Below are 15837 nucleotides of genomic sequence, written 5' to 3' on the forward strand. Positions count from 1 at the left end.
TGCTCGTCACGCGCAGTGGCCGACCCGCCACACCAAGAGAGGAGGACCCGGTGACGCACGCCGGTCCGGACACCGACACGGTCGCCGACGGGACCGCCCGCCCGTCCGCCGCCGGGTCCCCCGCGGACCCGGCCCCCGAGGAGAAAGCGCAGGGGCGCCGGTCCCGCCGCGTGGAGCCGTCGGCCCTCGGGGCCGGGACCGCCGGCGACGAGGAGCCCGCGCCGCGCGCCCGCCGCCGGCCGTCGGTCCCGCTGGTGCCCGTGCTCGCCGGACTCCTCGTGCTGCTGCTCGCCGCGGCCACCTGGCTGGCGCTGCCGTGGTTCCGCGGCGACGCCGGGTCCCCGGTGCGCACCGACTCCTACGTCGAGGTCCTGCAGGCGGCCCGCTCGGGGATCGTCGACCTGACCTCCTTCGACGCGCTCACCATCGACGACGACATCGAGCAGGTCCGCCGCGTGGCCACCGGTGACCTGCGCGACGAGTCGCTGGCGCAGCTGCAGGACCGGCGGCAGGAACTGGTCGACGCCCAGGCGGTCGTGCAGACCGAGGTCGTGGGTGCCGGCGTCGTCAGCGCCGGCGAGGACACCGGCACCGTGCTGCTGGTCATCCAGTCCACGCAGCAGAGCACCGCCGCCCCGCAGGCCCAGGTGCTGCGCTACCGCATCCAGGTCGAGCTGGTGCGCCAGGACGGCCGCTGGCTGCTGTCCGGGATCTCGGGGAGGTGACCGGCGTGAGCGAGAACCCGGGGGAGCGCCCCCGCCCGACGCCGCGGCCGCGCGCCGAGCGGCCCCGTCCGTCCCCGCGGCCCCGGGTGGCCGGCAGCCGCCGCGACCGCGAGGAGCCCCGTCCCGGGGCGACGCCGCAGGCGGGGGTGGCGACGGCGGGGGTGACCACGGCGGGGGTGGCGACGGCGGGGGTGACGACGGCGGGGGTGGCGACGGCGGCGGACCCCGCTCCCGAGGCGACCGCGGCCGCGCCGCGCCGGACCCGGCCGGCACGCACCCGCCCGGCCACCGGAGCCGTGTCCGCCCGTGGCCGGCGGCGGCTGTCGCTCGTCGCGGTCCTCGCGGCGCTCTGCCTCCTCGCCGCCGGCGCCGTCGCCTTCCTGACCTGGCAGCGGCTGCACCCCACGCACGTCTCGCCGGAGGTGTTCGCCGCGGCGCGCGACGACGTGCAGGCCCTCTACGCCTACGACTACCAGGACTCCGAGGGCAGCGTGCAGCGCAAGCTCGACGTCCTGACCGGCGACCTGCGGGACCAGTACGAGACCGACCTGTCCCAGGGCGGGATCATCGACACCTACGAGCAGGTCTCGGCCACCACGCGCTACGAGGTGCTCGACATCGGCCTGCAGCAGGTGTCCGACGACCAGGACACCGCCACCGTCGTCGTCTTCGGCCAGTACGTCGTCCAGTCGGTGACCAGCGGGACGCAGACCGCCCCCGAGGGCTCGGAGTGCACGGTCACGCCGGAGGGCGCGCAGTCGTGCACCCAGACCGTGCAGGTGCAGCTGACCCGCGTCGACGGCGACTGGAAGATCAGCGACCTCACCCTGCTGACGACCAGCTAGCCGGGCCGGCCGCACCGGGCGATCGCGGCGTGGCGGCGACAACGGGGCACCCGGACTGGCATCATCGTCGCGCGGAATGCCGCCCGTCGTGTCGGCGCCGTCCTTCCCGGGGGCGTGGTGTGGGTTGCCACTCACCCCCGACGTGGACAGCGCTCGCGAGCAGGGGTAGGGTTCTCTGTTGCGCTGCCCCCTGACTGCCTGCCCGCCGAGACGGGTCACCTGGGGTGCCCGGGATACCCCGGCACCCCGGCGACGACACCGCCGACCCGGCGGGCCGGACGCCGCGGACAGCCCCGCCGATACCGACGACGACCCAGGACGACCCGCACCCACCGCCCGCACGTCGTGAGGTCCTTGGAAGGACGCATCTTGGCAGGCTCTCGCCCCACCAGCATCTCCCCCAGCACCACCGAGTCCGGCGGCTTCGGCCAGCAGAACCAGACTCCCCAGGCCGGCCCCCGCACCGGAGAGGCCGACCAGCAGAAGATCCCCGGGGCTCCGCTCCGGGTCTCGTTCGCGAAGATCTCCGAGCCCCTCGAGGTGCCGGACCTGCTCGCCCTGCAGACCGCGTCCTTCGACTGGCTGGTCGGCAGCCCCGAGTGGCGCGCCACCCTCTCGCCCGAGGAGCAGGCCTCTGCCGTCGGCGGCCTGGCCGAGATCCTCGAGGAGATCTCCCCGATCGAGGACTTCAGCGGCTCGATGTCGCTGTCCTTCTCCAACCCGCGCTTCGAGGACGTCAAGGCGTCCCTCGAGGAGTGCAAGGACAAGGACATGACCTACGCGGCCCCGCTGTTCGTCACCGCCGAGTTCATGAACAACACCACCGGCGAGATCAAGAGCCAGACGGTGTTCATGGGCGACTTCCCGATCATGACGAACAAGGGCACGTTCGTCATCAACGGCACCGAGCGCGTCGTGGTCTCGCAGCTGGTCCGCAGCCCCGGCGTCTACTTCGACAAGACCCTGGACAAGACCTCCGACAAGGACGTCTTCAGCGCCAAGGTGATCCCCAGCCGTGGTGCGTGGCTGGAGTTCGACGTCGACAAGCGCGACACCGTCGGCGTCCGGATCGACCGCAAGCGCCGCCAGCCGGTCACCGTGCTGCTCAAGGCGCTGGGCTGGACCGAGGACCGCATCCGCGAGCACTTCCAGTGGTCGCCCACCGTCCTCGCCACCCTGGAGAAGGACCACATCGCCGGGCAGGACGAGGCGCTGCTCGACATCTACCGCAAGCTGCGGCCGGGCGAGCCGCCGACGCGGGAGAGCGCCCAGGCGCTGCTGGAGAACCTCTTCTTCAACCCGAAGCGCTACGACCTCGCCAAGGTCGGCCGCTACAAGGTCAACAAGAAGCTCGGCGTCGAGGTGCCCCAGCCGACCTCCACGCTGACCGAGGACGACATCGTCGCCACCATCGAGTACGTCGTGCGGCTGCACGCCGGCGAGCCCGACCACGGCGTCGACGACATCGACCACTTCGGCAACCGCCGCCTGCGCACCGTCGGCGAGCTGATCCAGAACCAGATCCGGGTCGGCCTCTCCCGCATGGAGCGCGTCGTCCGCGAGCGGATGACGACCCAGGACGTCGAGGCGATCACGCCGCAGACCCTGATCAACATCCGGCCGGTCGTCGCCTCCATCAAGGAGTTCTTCGGCACCAGCCAGCTCTCGCAGTTCATGGACCAGACCAACCCGCTCGCGGGCCTGACCCACAAGCGCCGCCTGTCGGCGCTGGGCCCGGGTGGTCTGTCCCGGGAGCGGGCCGGCATGGAGGTCCGCGACGTGCACCCCAGCCACTACGGCCGGATGTGCCCGATCGAGACGCCGGAAGGCCCGAACATCGGCCTGATCGGTTCGCTGTCGGCCTACGGGCGGGTCAACGCCTTCGGCTTCATCGAGACCCCCTACCGGCGGGTCGAGAACGGCACGGTCACCGACCAGATCGACTACCTGACCGCCGACGAGGAGGACCGCTTCGTCGTCGCCCAGGCCAACTCGCCGCTGGACGCGCAGGGCCGGTTCGCCGAGGACCGCGTCCTGGTCCGCACCAAGGGCGGTGAGGTCGACTACCTCGCTCCCGAGAACGTCGACTACATGGACGTCTCGCCGCGGCAGATGACCTCGGTCGCGACGGCGATGATCCCGTTCCTCGAGCACGACGACGCCAACCGCGCGCTCATGGGCGCGAACATGCAGCGCCAGGCCGTCCCGCTGCTGCGCAGCGAGGCGCCGCTGGTCGGCACCGGCATGGAGCTGCGGGCCGCCGTCGACGCCGGCGACGTCGTCGTGGCGGAGAAGGCCGGTGTGGTCGAGGACTCCACCGCCGACTACGTCACCGTCATGGCCGACGACGGCACGCGGCAGACCTACCGGCTGCTGAAGTTCCGCCGCTCGAACCAGGGCACCTCGATCAACCAGACCCCCGTCGTCGACGAGGGCCAGCGGGTCGAGGTCGGCCAGGTCATCGCTGACGGGCCGTGCACCGACCAGGGTGAGATGGCGCTGGGCAAGAACCTGCTCGTCGCCTTCATGCCGTGGGAGGGCCACAACTACGAGGACGCGATCATCCTGTCGCAGCGCCTCGTGCAGGACGACGTCCTGTCCTCGATCCACATCGAGGAGTTCGAGGTCGACGCCCGCGACACCAAGCTCGGCGCCGAGGAGATCACCCGGGACATCCCGAACGTCTCCGAGGAGGTCCTCGCCGACCTCGACGAGCGCGGCATCATCCGCATCGGTGCCGAGGTCGTCCCCGGCGACATCCTCGTCGGCAAGGTCACGCCCAAGGGCGAGACCGAGCTGACCCCCGAGGAGCGGCTGCTGCGGGCGATCTTCGGTGAGAAGGCCCGCGAGGTCCGCGACACCAGCCTCAAGGTCAAGCACGGTGAGTCCGGGAAGGTCATCGGCGTCCGCGTCTTCTCGCGCGAGGACGGCGACGAGCTGCCTGCCGGCGTCAACGAGCTGATCCGGGTCTACGTCGCCCAGATGCGCAAGATCTCCGACGGCGACAAGCTCGCCGGGCGCCACGGCAACAAGGGCGTCATCGCGAAGATCCTGCCGCAGGAGGACATGCCGTTCCTCGAGGACGGCACCCCGGTGGACATCGTCCTCAACCCGCTCGGCGTCCCCGGCCGGATGAACGTCGGCCAGGTCCTGGAGACCCACCTCGGGTGGATCGCCAAGTCCGGCTGGCAGGTCGAGGGCACCCCGGAGTGGGCGGCCAACCTGCCCGAGCCGGCGCGCCAGGCGCAGCCGGGCACCCGGACCGCGACGCCGGTGTTCGACGGCGCCCGCGAGGAGGAGATCATCGGCCTGCTCGGCTCGACGATCCCCAACCGCGACGGCAACCGGATGGTGCAGGAGACCGGCAAGGCGCGGCTGTTCGACGGCCGCTCCGGGGAGCCCTTCCCCGAGGCGATCTCGGTCGGCTACGTCTACATCCTGAAGCTGCTGCACCTGGTCGACGACAAGATCCACGCCCGGTCGACCGGCCCGTACTCGATGATCACGCAGCAGCCGCTGGGTGGTAAGGCGCAGTTCGGTGGCCAGCGCTTCGGTGAGATGGAGTGCTGGGCGATGCAGGCCTACGGCGCGGCCTACGCGCTGCAGGAGCTGCTGACCATCAAGTCCGACGACATCCTCGGCCGCGTCAAGGTCTACGAGGCCATCGTCAAGGGCGAGAACATCCCCGAGCCGGGCATCCCCGAGTCGTTCAAGGTGTTGCTCAAGGAGCTGCAGTCGCTCTGCCTCAACGTCGAGGTGCTGTCCGGCGACGGGCAGGCGATCGAGCTGCGCGACACCGACGACGAGGTGTTCCGGGCCGCGGAGGAGCTGGGCATCGACCTGTCCCGCCGCGAGCCCTCCAGCGTCGAGGACGTGTGATCGGCCGCCGGCCGGCCCCGTGCAGCGGGGCCGGCCGGCGCCCCCTCCGACAACAGCTAGAAGTGCAGTAAACGAGCCCCGGGAAAGGGGTCCACTCAGTGCTCGACGTCAACTTCTTCGACGAGCTCCGCATCGGTCTGGCCACCGGCGACGACATCCGTCAGTGGTCGCACGGTGAGGTGAAGAAGCCCGAGACCATCAACTACCGCACGCTCCGTCCGGAGAAGGACGGTCTCTTCTGCGAGAAGATCTTCGGTCCCACCCGGGACTGGGAGTGCTACTGCGGCAAGTACAAGCGCGTCCGCTTCAAGGGCATCATCTGCGAGCGCTGCGGCGTCGAGGTGACCCGGGCCAAGGTCCGCCGCGAGCGGATGGGCCACATCGAGCTGGCCGCGCCGGTCACCCACATCTGGTTCTTCAAGGGCGTGCCCTCGCGCCTGGGCTACCTGCTCGACCTGGCGCCCAAGGACCTCGAGAAGATCATCTACTTCGCCGCCTACCTGATCACCTCGGTCGACGACGAGGCGCGCCACCGCGACCTCCCGACCATCGAGGCCGAGATCAGCGCGGAGAAGCACAACCTCGAGAGCCGGCGCGACGCCGACGTCGAGGCCCGCCAGCAGAAGCTCGAGGCCGACTTGGCCGAGCTCGAGGCGGAGGGCGCCAAGTCCGACGTCCGCCGCAAGGTGCGCGAGGGCGGCGAGCGCGAGATGCGCCAGCTGCGCGACCGCGCCCAGCGGGAGATCGACCGCCTCGAGGAGGTGCTCGACACCTTCCGCAAGCTCGAGGTCAAGCAGCTCATCGCCGACGAGGGCCTCTACCGGGAGCTGCGCGACCGCTTCGGTGAGTTCTTCGAGGGCGGCATGGGTGCCGCGGCCCTGCAGAAGCTGCTGGCCGACTTCGACCTCGACGCCGAGGCCGCCTCGCTGCGCGACACCATCCGCAACGGCAAGGGCCAGCGCAAGCTGCGGGCCCTCAAGCGGCTCAAGGTCGTCGCGGCGTTCCAGCAGACCCGCAACTCGCCCATGGGCATGGTGCTGGACTGCGTCCCGGTCATCCCGCCGGACCTGCGCCCGATGGTGCAGCTCGACGGTGGCCGCTTCGCCACCAGCGACATGAACGACCTGTACCGCCGCGTGATCAACCGGAACAACCGGCTCAAGCGGCTGCTCGACCTCGGCGCGCCCGAGATCATCGTGAACAACGAGAAGCGGATGCTCCAGGAGTCCGTGGACGCGCTGTTCGACAACGGCCGCCGCGGCCGTCCGGTCACCGGCCCGGGCAACCGTCCGCTGAAGTCCCTGAGCGACCTGCTCAAGGGCAAGCAGGGCCGGTTCCGCCAGAACCTGCTCGGCAAGCGCGTCGACTACTCCGGCCGTTCGGTCATCGTCGTCGGCCCGCAGCTCAAGCTGCACCAGTGCGGCCTGCCCAAGCAGATGGCGCTGGAGCTGTTCAAGCCCTTCGTCATGAAGCGGCTGGTCGACCTCAACCACGCGCAGAACATCAAGAGCGCCAAGCGCATGGTCGAGCGCGCCCGTCCCGTGGTCTGGGACGTGCTCGAGGAGGTCATCACCGAGCACCCGGTGCTGCTCAACCGCGCGCCGACGCTGCACCGCCTGGGCATCCAGGCCTTCGAGCCGCAGCTGGTCGAGGGCAAGGCCATCCAGATCCACCCGCTGGTCTGCACCGCGTTCAACGCCGACTTCGACGGTGACCAGATGGCGGTCCACCTGCCGCTGTCGGCCGAGGCGCAGGCCGAGGCCCGCATCCTCATGCTGTCGAGCAACAACATCCTGAGCCCGGCCGACGGTCGCCCGATCACCGCGCCGACCCAGGACATGGTGCTGGGCCTGTACCACCTGACCACCCTGGTGCCGAGCCGGTACGAGGCCGACGGCGGCCAGCCGGCGGCGTTCGGGTCGACGGCCGAGGCGATCATGGCCTACGACAAGGGTGCGCTGGGTCTGCAGGAGCGGGCGCTGATCCGCCTCGACGAGGTGTTCGGCGTCGACAACGGCAAGGTCAACGAGGGCTGGGAGCAGCCCGAGGACTGGACCCCGGGTGCCCCCGCGCTGGTGCGCACCAGCCTGGGCCGGGTGCTGTTCAACGAGGCCCTGCCCGAGGACTACCGCTTCGTCAACTACCAGGTGCCGAAGAAGGAGCTCGGGGCGATCGTCAACGACCTCGCCGAGCGCTACCCCAAGGTGCAGGTGGCGGCGACGCTGGACGCCCTCAAGTCGGCCGGCTTCCGCTGGGCGACCCGCTCGGGCGTCACGATCGCCATCGACGACGTCGTCACCCCGCCGGCCAAGCAGGAGATCCTCGACCGGCACGAGGCCGAGGCCCGTGGCATCGAGCGGCAGTACGAGCGCGGTGTCATCACCGACGCCGAGCGTCGTGGCGAGCTGATCGAGATCTGGACCCGCGCGCGGGCCGAGGTCAGCCAGGCGATGGTGGACAACTTCCCCACCACCAACCCGGTCTGGGTCATGGTCAACTCGGGCGCCCGAGGCAACATGATGCAGATCAGCCAGATCGCCGGCATGCGCGGCCTGGTGGCCAACCCGAAGGGCGAGATCATCCCGCGGCCGATCAAGGCCAACTTCCGGGAGGGTCTGTCCGTGCTGGAGTACTTCATCTCCACACACGGTGCGCGCAAGGGCCTGGCCGACACGGCGCTGCGGACCGCGGACTCCGGGTACCTCACCCGCCGGCTGGTCGACGTCTCCCAGGACGTCATCATCCGCGAGGAGGACTGCGGCACCGACCGTGGCGTGATCATGCCGATCGCGACCGTGATCGACGGGCGGCTGACCCGGGACGCGCACGTGGAGACCAGCGTCTACGCCCGCTCCCTGGCCGCCGACGTGACGGCCGAGGACGGCACGCTCGTCGCCCGCGCCGGTGAGGACCTCGGTGACGTGCTCATCGGCGCCCTGGTCGACGCCGGTGTCGCCGAGGTCAAGGTCCGCTGCGTCCTGACCTGCGAGTCCCTGCTGGGCACCTGCGCGACCTGCTACGGCCGGTCGCTGGCCACCGGCAAGCTCGTCGACGTCGGCGAGGCGGTCGGCATCATCGCCGCCCAGTCGATCGGTGAGCCCGGCACCCAGCTGACGATGCGCACCTTCCACACCGGTGGTGTCGCGGGTGAGGACATCACCCACGGTCTGCCGCGTGTGGTGGAGCTCTTCGAGGCCCGCGTCCCCAAGGGCAAGGCCCCGATCGCCGAGCTGGCCGGCTCCGTCCGGATCGAGGACGGCGAGCAGTTCCGGAAGCTGACCATCACCCCGGACGACGGCTCCGACGAGGTCGTCTACGACAAGCTGTCGCGCCGGTCGCGGCTGCGGGTCGAGGACGGCTCGCACGTCGAGGTCGGCGAGCAGCTCACCGAGGGTGCGGTGGACCCGCACGAGGTGCTGCGGATCATGGGCCCGCGCGAGGTGCAGCTGCACCTCGTCCGCGAGGTCCAGGAGGTCTACCGCAGCCAGGGCGTGTCGATCCACGACAAGCACATCGAGGTGATCATCCGCCAGATGCTCAAGCGGGTGACCATCATCGACTCGGGCGCCACGGAGTTCCTCCCCGGTGCGCTGGTCGAGCGGACGCTGTTCGAGACCGAGAACCGCCGCGTCGTCGCCGAGGGCGGCGAGCCGGCCTCGGCCCGTCCGGTGCTCATGGGCATCACCAAGGCCTCGCTCGCGACCGAGTCGTGGCTGTCGGCCGCCTCCTTCCAGGAGACGACCAAGGTGCTCACCGACGCCGCGATCCAGGGCAAGAGCGACAGCCTGCTCGGCCTCAAGGAGAACGTGATCATCGGCAAGCTGATCCCGGCGGGTACGGGCATCAGCCGCTACCGGAACATCACGGTCGAGCCGACCGAGGAGGCCCGCGCCGCCGTCTACACGATGGCCGGGTACGACGACGGGCAGTACTACAGCCCGGACGTGTTCGGGTCGGGCTCCGGTGAGGCCGTGCGCCTCGAGGAGTACGACTGGCGGGGCTGATCCCCGGTAGCACGTGAGGAGGGCCCCGCAGATCGCGAGATCTGCGGGGCCCTTCCGCGTGTGGGGCTCCGGCACGATCAGCTGACCTGATCGTGCGGCGTCCTGGCTCGGCGCGGACGGTGAGCCAGGACGCGTGGAGCCGAGCTAGGACGCCCTCAGCGTCACGTGACGCAACACGCGTCCTACCCGTCGGCCAGGCGGCGCATGGTCTCCACGGTGCGCAGCCGGCCCTCACGGCTGTCGTCGAGCGGCTGCAGCGCCAGCGTCGTGACGCCGGCCTCGGCATACGCGGCCACCCGCTCGGCGACGTAGGACTCGGGGCCGATGAGCGACACCTTGCGCACGAAGTCGTCGGGCAGCGCCGCGGCCGCCTCGTCCTTCCGGCCGCCCAGGTAGAGGTCCTGGACCGTCTCGGCCGCCTCCTCGTACCCGTAGCGCCGCGCCAGGTCGTTGTAGAAGTTCTTGCCCCTGGCCCCCATGCCGCCGACGTAGAGCGCCAGCTGCGGTCGGACGAGGTCGTGCAGGTGGTCGACGTCCTCGCCGATGGCCACCGGCACGCCGCAGATGACCTGCAGGTCGCCGAGCTCGGCGTCGCGCTTGGCCTTCCCGGCCCGCAGCGAGTCGCCCCAGACGTCGTCGGCGCGCTCCGGCATGAACCAGATCGGCTCCCACACCTCGGCGATCTCGGCGGCCAGCTCCACGTTCTTCGGGCCGAGCGCGGCCAGCATCACGGGGATCCGCTCGCGGACCGGGGTGTTGATGAGCTTGAGCGGCTTGCCCAGGCCGGTGCCCTGCTCGGCCGGCAGCGGAACGGTGTACTTCGGGCCCTCGTGCACCAGCCGGTCGCGGCGCCACACCTGGCGGCAGATCTCCACGACCTCGCGCGTGCGCTGCAGCGGCGCGTCGTAGGGGACGCCGTGCCAGCCCTCGATCACCTGCGGGCCCGAGGCGCCCAGCCCCAGGGTGAACCGGCCGCCGGAGACGAAGTCCAGGCCGGCCGCGGTCATCGCCGTCAGGGCCGGCGTGCGGCTGTAGATGGGCAGGATGGCGCTCATCAGCTCGACCCGCTGCGTGACGGCGGCCAGGTACCCGAGCTGGCTGACGGCGTCGAAGGTGTAGACCTCCGCGCACATCGCGAGGTCGAGCCCCGCGGCCTCCAGGTCGACGATCTCCGCCGCCGTCTCCTGGAAACCGCCCGCGTAACTGGCCTGGATGCCGATGCGCACCTGCACTCCTCTGGTCGGCGGCGCCCGCGTCGGCGCCATCGGCGACCGTAGCGGGGGCGGCGCGCCCCGGGACGTGCGGGAGCGGCTCAGGCGGTGCGGCTGCGCAGGGGCCGGATCACGCCCACGACCTCGGTGACCACCCGGACGCCGTCGACGTCGCGGGGGACCAGGCCGGCCGCGGCCGCGTCGGCGACGTCGACCTTGACCACGTAGCCGCTGTCCCGCCGCGCCAGCCCGATGCCGACGACGCCGGGCTGGGTGGACAGCTGACCGGCGAGTGCGGTCTTGGCGGCGCGGGCGGTGGCACGGTCGGTCACGAGGGCTCCTCGCTGACGCCCGCGGGCCGGGTGCCCGGGACTCGGGGGATCCCGGACGGCCGCGCGGGCTCGGTCACCTCCCATGGTGCCTCGTTCCCGCCCGGAGCGACATCCCCCTGACCCGGGGGAACGGCGTCAGGAGGTCAGGTGGCGACCCACTCCACGCCCAGGGTGGCCAGCACCGTCGACAGCGGGTTGGCGAAGGTCAGCCCGGCACCGCTGCTGCCGCCCTCGCTGCTGCCGGCGAAGAGCAGGGCCAGGGGCACGCGGTCGGCGCTGCGCCAGACGACCGAGCCGCTGTCCCCGCCCTCGGAGAAGGCGCCGGACAGCCCCTCGATCTCGATCTGGTCGTCGAAGACGTGCACGCCGTCGTCGTACTGGACGGCGACGCCGTCCACCTCGACCGCGGTGACCCGCCCGCGCGTGTGCCCCGTGGTGCGGCCGACCTTCTCGACCTCCTCGTCCGGTTCCACCTCCTCGCCGTCGGCCACGGTGGCCGCCAGCGGACCCCCCGGCACCAGGCCCGGCTCGGCGTCGACGCCCTCGTCGAGGACGGCGACCGCGGCGTCGATCCGGTTGGGTCCGTCGGAGAAGCGCTCGAAGGCGCTGAGCGTGGCGACCCGGTCGGCCGGGACCCCGCCGTCGGCCGGCCCGGGCTGCAGCACCGCGTCGCCCACGGCCCCGGCGTCACTGGCGGCGAGCACGTGGTTGTTCGACAGGATCGCCAGCCGGCCACCGAGCCGGACGAAGCCCCCGAGCGTCCCGGCGCTCACCGCCGGGTGGGCCACCGAGAGCCCCGGGCGCAGCGGTCGGGTGCGCCGCTGCAGGTCGGCCGGGGCGGGGGAGGAGAAGGGCAGTATCGGCCCGGTCACCCGGACGTCGACCTCCGCGCGCACGGCGTCGTCGAGCCCGGTCAGCAGCACGCGGGCGTCCTCCGGGGCGGCCACGCGGATGGCGAGGTGGGCCCGCCCGGGCCCGACCGGTGCCAGCCCGATGGCCGGCCGGGTCCACAGCCGCCCCCCGAGCCCGCTGGCGGTCACCGGGGCGAAGCCCTCGGCCAGCCGGGCGGACAGGCGGGCCTTGAGCTCGCGCGCCGAGTCGATCTGCACGGTGGCCTCCGTTGCGGTGAGTGGTCTCCTTGGGACCGACGGTAGGGGGCGGTACCGACAGTCGCGCGGTCGTCGCCCCGGCGTCGCACCCCGTGGCGCGGGACGCCCCCGCGGTATGGTGCGGCCTCCTCCCGGGACCGTCGCGCACGGCCCCGTGGTCGCCGGGAATGGCCGGCGACCCCGCGCCGTTGTCCCCGCCGAGCGGGTCCGGGTGGCAGGCAGGCCCTGCCCGCTCGGCCACCAGGACCCGGCTTTGACCGGTCCCCGGCACGCGGGTATCGTGGGCAGCCGTGCCCAGGGTGCCCTGGGCCTGCTCCCGTTCGCGGTGCGCCTGGGTGTCCGGAGGTCCGTCCTCCAGGCCGCGGGTCCGCCCCGGTGAGCCGTCCACGACGGACGGTCCCGGAGGTGGCGGCGCCGAGTCGCGGGGGGCGACCCGTCCGGTCCGATCACAGGCCGGCCCCGGGGAGGGTGACACGCCCGACCGCGGGGGCCGGTGAACGGCTCGCGACCAGGGCGGACGACCCCGGCAGGACCAGCACCGGCGACACGACAGCAGCACCGTCCACAGCACGACCCAGCGCAGGTAGGAGATCCAGGCCACCCATGCCCACGATCAACCAGCTGGTCCGAAAGGGCCGCGAGGACAAGGTCGAGAAGACCAAGACCCCGGCGCTGAAGGGCTCCCCTCAGCGTCGCGGCGTGTGCACCCGCGTGTACACGACGACGCCGAAGAAGCCGAACTCGGCGCTGCGCAAGGTCGCTCGCGTCCGCCTCACCAGTGGCATCGAGGTGACCGCCTACATCCCGGGCGTCGGCCACAACCTGCAGGAGCACTCGATGGTGCTCGTGCGCGGCGGCCGCGTGAAGGACCTCCCGGGTGTGCGCTACAAGATCATCCGTGGCTCGCTGGACACCCAGGGTGTCCGCAACCGCAAGCAGGCTCGCAGCCGGTACGGCGCGAAGAAGGAGAAGAGCTAATGCCGCGCAAGGGCCCCGCGCCGCGTCGTCCGCTGGTCGCCGACCCGGTCTACCAGTCGCCGCTGGTCACCCAGCTGGTGAACAAGGTCCTGGTCGACGGCAAGCGCTCGGTCGCCGAGGCGATCGTCTACGGCGCCCTCGAGGGTGCCCGCGCCAAGACCGACACCGACCCGGTGGTCACGCTCAAGCGCGCGCTGGACAACGTGAAGCCGGCCCTCGAGGTCCGCAGCCGCCGTGTCGGTGGCGCCACCTACCAGGTCCCGGTCGAGGTCCGCGCCTCCCGCAGTACCACCCTCGGCCTGCGCTGGCTCATCCAGTACAGCCGGGCGCGCCGCGAGAAGACGATGACCGAGCGCCTCATGAACGAGCTGCTCGACGCCAGCAACGGCCTCGGTGCCGCGGTCAAGCGCCGCGAGGACACCCACAAGATGGCCGAGTCGAACAAGGCCTTCGCGCACTACCGCTGGTAGTCGCACCCCGCTGGTGACGCACCCGTCCACCAGCACCCGCCGGCGGGAGACGCCGGGCCACCCCCGGACACCCGCACGCGGACCAGAGACGAAGAGGAGAGACAGATGGCCAGCAACGAGGCCCAGCTCCGCAAGACCCGCAACATCGGGATCATGGCGCACATCGACGCCGGCAAGACCACGACGACCGAGCGCATCCTCTTCTACACCGGTATCAACTACAAGATCGGTGAGGTCCACGACGGCGCGGCCACGATGGACTGGATGGAGCAGGAGCAGGAGCGCGGCATCACCATCACGTCCGCCGCGACCAAGTGCACCTGGAACGACCACGACATCAACATCATCGACACCCCGGGCCACGTCGACTTCACCGTCGAGGTGGAGCGGTCCCTGCGCGTGCTCGACGGTGCCGTGGCCGTCTACGACGGCGTCGCCGGCGTGGAGCCGCAGACCGAGCAGGTCTGGCGGCAGGCGGAGAAGTACGGCGTCCCGCGCATGTGCTTCGTCAACAAGCTCGACCGCACCGGTGCGAACTTCTTCCGCTGCGTCGACATGATGGTGGAGCGGCTCGGCGCCAACCCGGCCGTCCTGCAGCTGCCCATCGGTGCCGAGGCCGACTTCATCGGCGTCGTCGACCTGGTGCAGATGCGGGCGCTGACCTGGCGCGGTGAGACCAAGATGGGCGAGGACTACGCCGTCGAGGAGATCCCCGCCGAGCTCGCCGACCAGGCCGCCGAGTACCGCGACAAGCTGCTCGAGGTCATCGCCGAGACCGACGACGCCATCATGGAGGCCTACCTCGGCGGCGAGGAGATCTCCGTCGAGACGCTGAAGGCCGCGATCCGCAAGGCCACCATCTCGGCGCAGGTCAACCCGGTCCTCACCGGGACGGCGTTCAAGAACAAGGGCGTGCAGCCCCTGCTCGACGCCGTCGTCGACTACCTGCCCAGCCCGCTGGACATCGAGGCCATCGTGGGCACCGCCCTCGACGGCGAGACCGAGGTCCTGCGGCACGCCGACGAGGACGAGCCGTTCTCCGCGCTGGCCTTCAAGATCCAGACCGACCAGCACCTCGGCAAGCTGACCTACGTCCGGGTCTACTCGGGCCGGCTCAACTCCGGGTCCCCGGTGCTCAACAGCACCAAGGACCGCAAGGAGCGGATCGGCAAGATCTACCAGATGCACGCCAACAAGCGCGAGGAGCGCGAGGGCGTGGGCGCCGGTCAGATCGTCGCCGTCGTCGGCCTGAAGCAGACGACCACGGGTGACACCCTCTGCGACCCGCAGAACCCGGTGATCCTCGAGTCGATGACCTTCCCGGCCCCGGTCATCTCGGTCGCCATCGAGCCGAAGACCAAGGGCGACCAGGAGAAGCTCGGCACCGCCATCCAGAAGCTGGCCGAGGAGGACCCGACCTTCCAGGTCCGCCTCGACGAGGAGACCGGCCAGACGGTCATCTCCGGCATGGGTGAGCTCCACCTGGAGATCCTCGTCGACCGCATGCGTCGCGAGTTCCGGGTCGAGGCCAACGTCGGCAAGCCGCAGGTCGCCTACCGCGAGACCATCCGCAAGGCGGTCGAGAAGGTCGACTACACCCACAAGAAGCAGACGGGTGGGTCCGGCCAGTTCGCCAAGGTGCAGGTGAGCATCGAGCCGCTCGAGGTCGCCGCCGACGGCCCGACCTACGAGTTCGTCAACGCCGTCACCGGTGGTCGCATCCCGAAGGAGTACATCCCCTCGGTCGACCAGGGCATGCAGGACGCCATGCAGTACGGCATCCTCGCCGGCTACCCGATGGTGGGCGTCAAGGCGACCCTCGTCGACGGCCAGTACCACGAGGTCGACTCCTCGGAGATGGCCTTCAAGATCGCCGGCTCGATGGTCTTCAAGGAGGCCGCGCGCAAGGCCAGCCCGGCCCTGCTCGAGCCGATGATGGCCGTCGAGGTCGTCACGCCCGAGGACTACATGGGCGACGTCATCGGCGACCTGAACTCCCGGCGCGGGATGATCCAGGCGATGGAGGAGCGCTCCGGCGCCCGCGTCGTCCGGGCCCTGGTCCCGCTCTCGGAGATGTTCGGCTACGTGGGCGACCTGCGCAGCCGCACTCAGGGGCGGGCGAGCTACACCATGGTGTTCGACACCTACGCCGAGGTCCCGCAGAACGTGGCCAAGGAGATCATCGCCAAGGCCACCGGCGAGTGACCCGCCGGGCGGGGTAGCCCCCCGCCCGGCCCCCAGCAAGCCCACCCCAGCGTCAGCACGACTGCGACACCACGAGGAG

10 protein-coding genes are annotated in these 15837 nt (G+C 71.2%); 7 read left to right on the forward strand and 3 right to left on the reverse strand.

What is annotated here, in order from left to right; all coding sequences use genetic code 11:
- Nucleotides 1–50: 50 nt before the first annotated feature.
- The 4 genes from JD79_RS09440 to JD79_RS09455 all read left to right on the forward strand — a co-directional run bounded on the left by JD79_RS09440 (nucleotide 51) and on the right by JD79_RS09455 (nucleotide 9453).
- Nucleotides 51–725: a hypothetical protein gene (locus JD79_RS09440; protein ID WP_110005305.1), complete on the forward strand. Its 675-nt coding sequence runs from the start codon at nucleotides 51–53 to the stop codon at nucleotides 723–725.
- A 5-nt stretch (nucleotides 726–730) separates the two neighbouring features.
- Nucleotides 731–1570, forward strand: a complete 840-nt coding sequence (locus tag JD79_RS22590) for a hypothetical protein (protein ID WP_170149167.1) — start codon at nucleotides 731–733, stop codon at nucleotides 1568–1570.
- Nucleotides 1571–1939: 369 nt separating this feature from the next.
- Entirely contained in the window at nucleotides 1940–5449 is a 3510-nt protein-coding gene (rpoB, locus tag JD79_RS09450) for a DNA-directed RNA polymerase subunit beta (protein WP_211307918.1), read from the forward strand.
- Between the two features lie 98 nt (nucleotides 5450–5547).
- The gene (locus tag JD79_RS09455; protein ID WP_110005307.1) at nucleotides 5548–9453 is read left to right on the forward strand and encodes a DNA-directed RNA polymerase subunit beta'; all 3906 of its coding nucleotides are present in this window, start codon (nucleotides 5548–5550) and stop codon (nucleotides 9451–9453) included.
- 182 nt (nucleotides 9454–9635) lie between these two features.
- Here the strand turns inward: JD79_RS09455 and JD79_RS09460 are convergent, their stop codons facing one another.
- The 3 genes from JD79_RS09460 to JD79_RS09470 form a co-directional block, all read right to left on the reverse strand.
- Nucleotides 9636–10679, reverse strand: a complete 1044-nt coding sequence (locus JD79_RS09460; RefSeq protein WP_110005308.1) for an LLM class F420-dependent oxidoreductase — start codon at nucleotides 10677–10679, stop codon at nucleotides 9636–9638.
- Between the two features lie 86 nt (nucleotides 10680–10765).
- Nucleotides 10766–10996, reverse strand: a complete 231-nt coding sequence (locus JD79_RS09465) for a hypothetical protein (protein ID WP_110005309.1) — start codon at nucleotides 10994–10996, stop codon at nucleotides 10766–10768.
- A 143-nt stretch (nucleotides 10997–11139) separates the two neighbouring features.
- The gene (locus tag JD79_RS09470) at nucleotides 11140–12105 is read right to left on the reverse strand and encodes a serine/threonine-protein kinase (RefSeq protein WP_110005310.1); all 966 of its coding nucleotides are present in this window, start codon (nucleotides 12103–12105) and stop codon (nucleotides 11140–11142) included.
- Nucleotides 12106–12708: 603 nt separating this feature from the next.
- Here JD79_RS09470 and rpsL point away from each other — a divergent pair.
- From rpsL to fusA, 3 genes are all read left to right on the forward strand, one after another.
- Nucleotides 12709–13083, forward strand: a complete 375-nt coding sequence (gene rpsL / locus JD79_RS09475) for a 30S ribosomal protein S12 (RefSeq protein ID WP_012950487.1) — start codon at nucleotides 12709–12711, stop codon at nucleotides 13081–13083.
- Complete coding sequence (gene rpsG / locus JD79_RS09480; RefSeq protein WP_073421335.1) at nucleotides 13083–13553, forward strand: 30S ribosomal protein S7; 471 nt, start codon at nucleotides 13083–13085, stop codon at nucleotides 13551–13553. The genes rpsL and rpsG overlap by 1 nt, the downstream gene beginning before the upstream one ends.
- Before the next feature lie 105 nt (nucleotides 13554–13658).
- Nucleotides 13659–15758, forward strand: coding sequence for an elongation factor G (gene fusA / locus JD79_RS09485; protein ID WP_110005311.1), 2100 nt, complete (start codon nucleotides 13659–13661; stop codon nucleotides 15756–15758).
- Nucleotides 15759–15837: the final 79 nt, after the last annotated feature.

The organism is Geodermatophilus normandii, assembly GCF_003182485.1.
Lineage (GTDB): Bacteria > Actinomycetota > Actinomycetes > Mycobacteriales > Geodermatophilaceae > Geodermatophilus > Geodermatophilus normandii.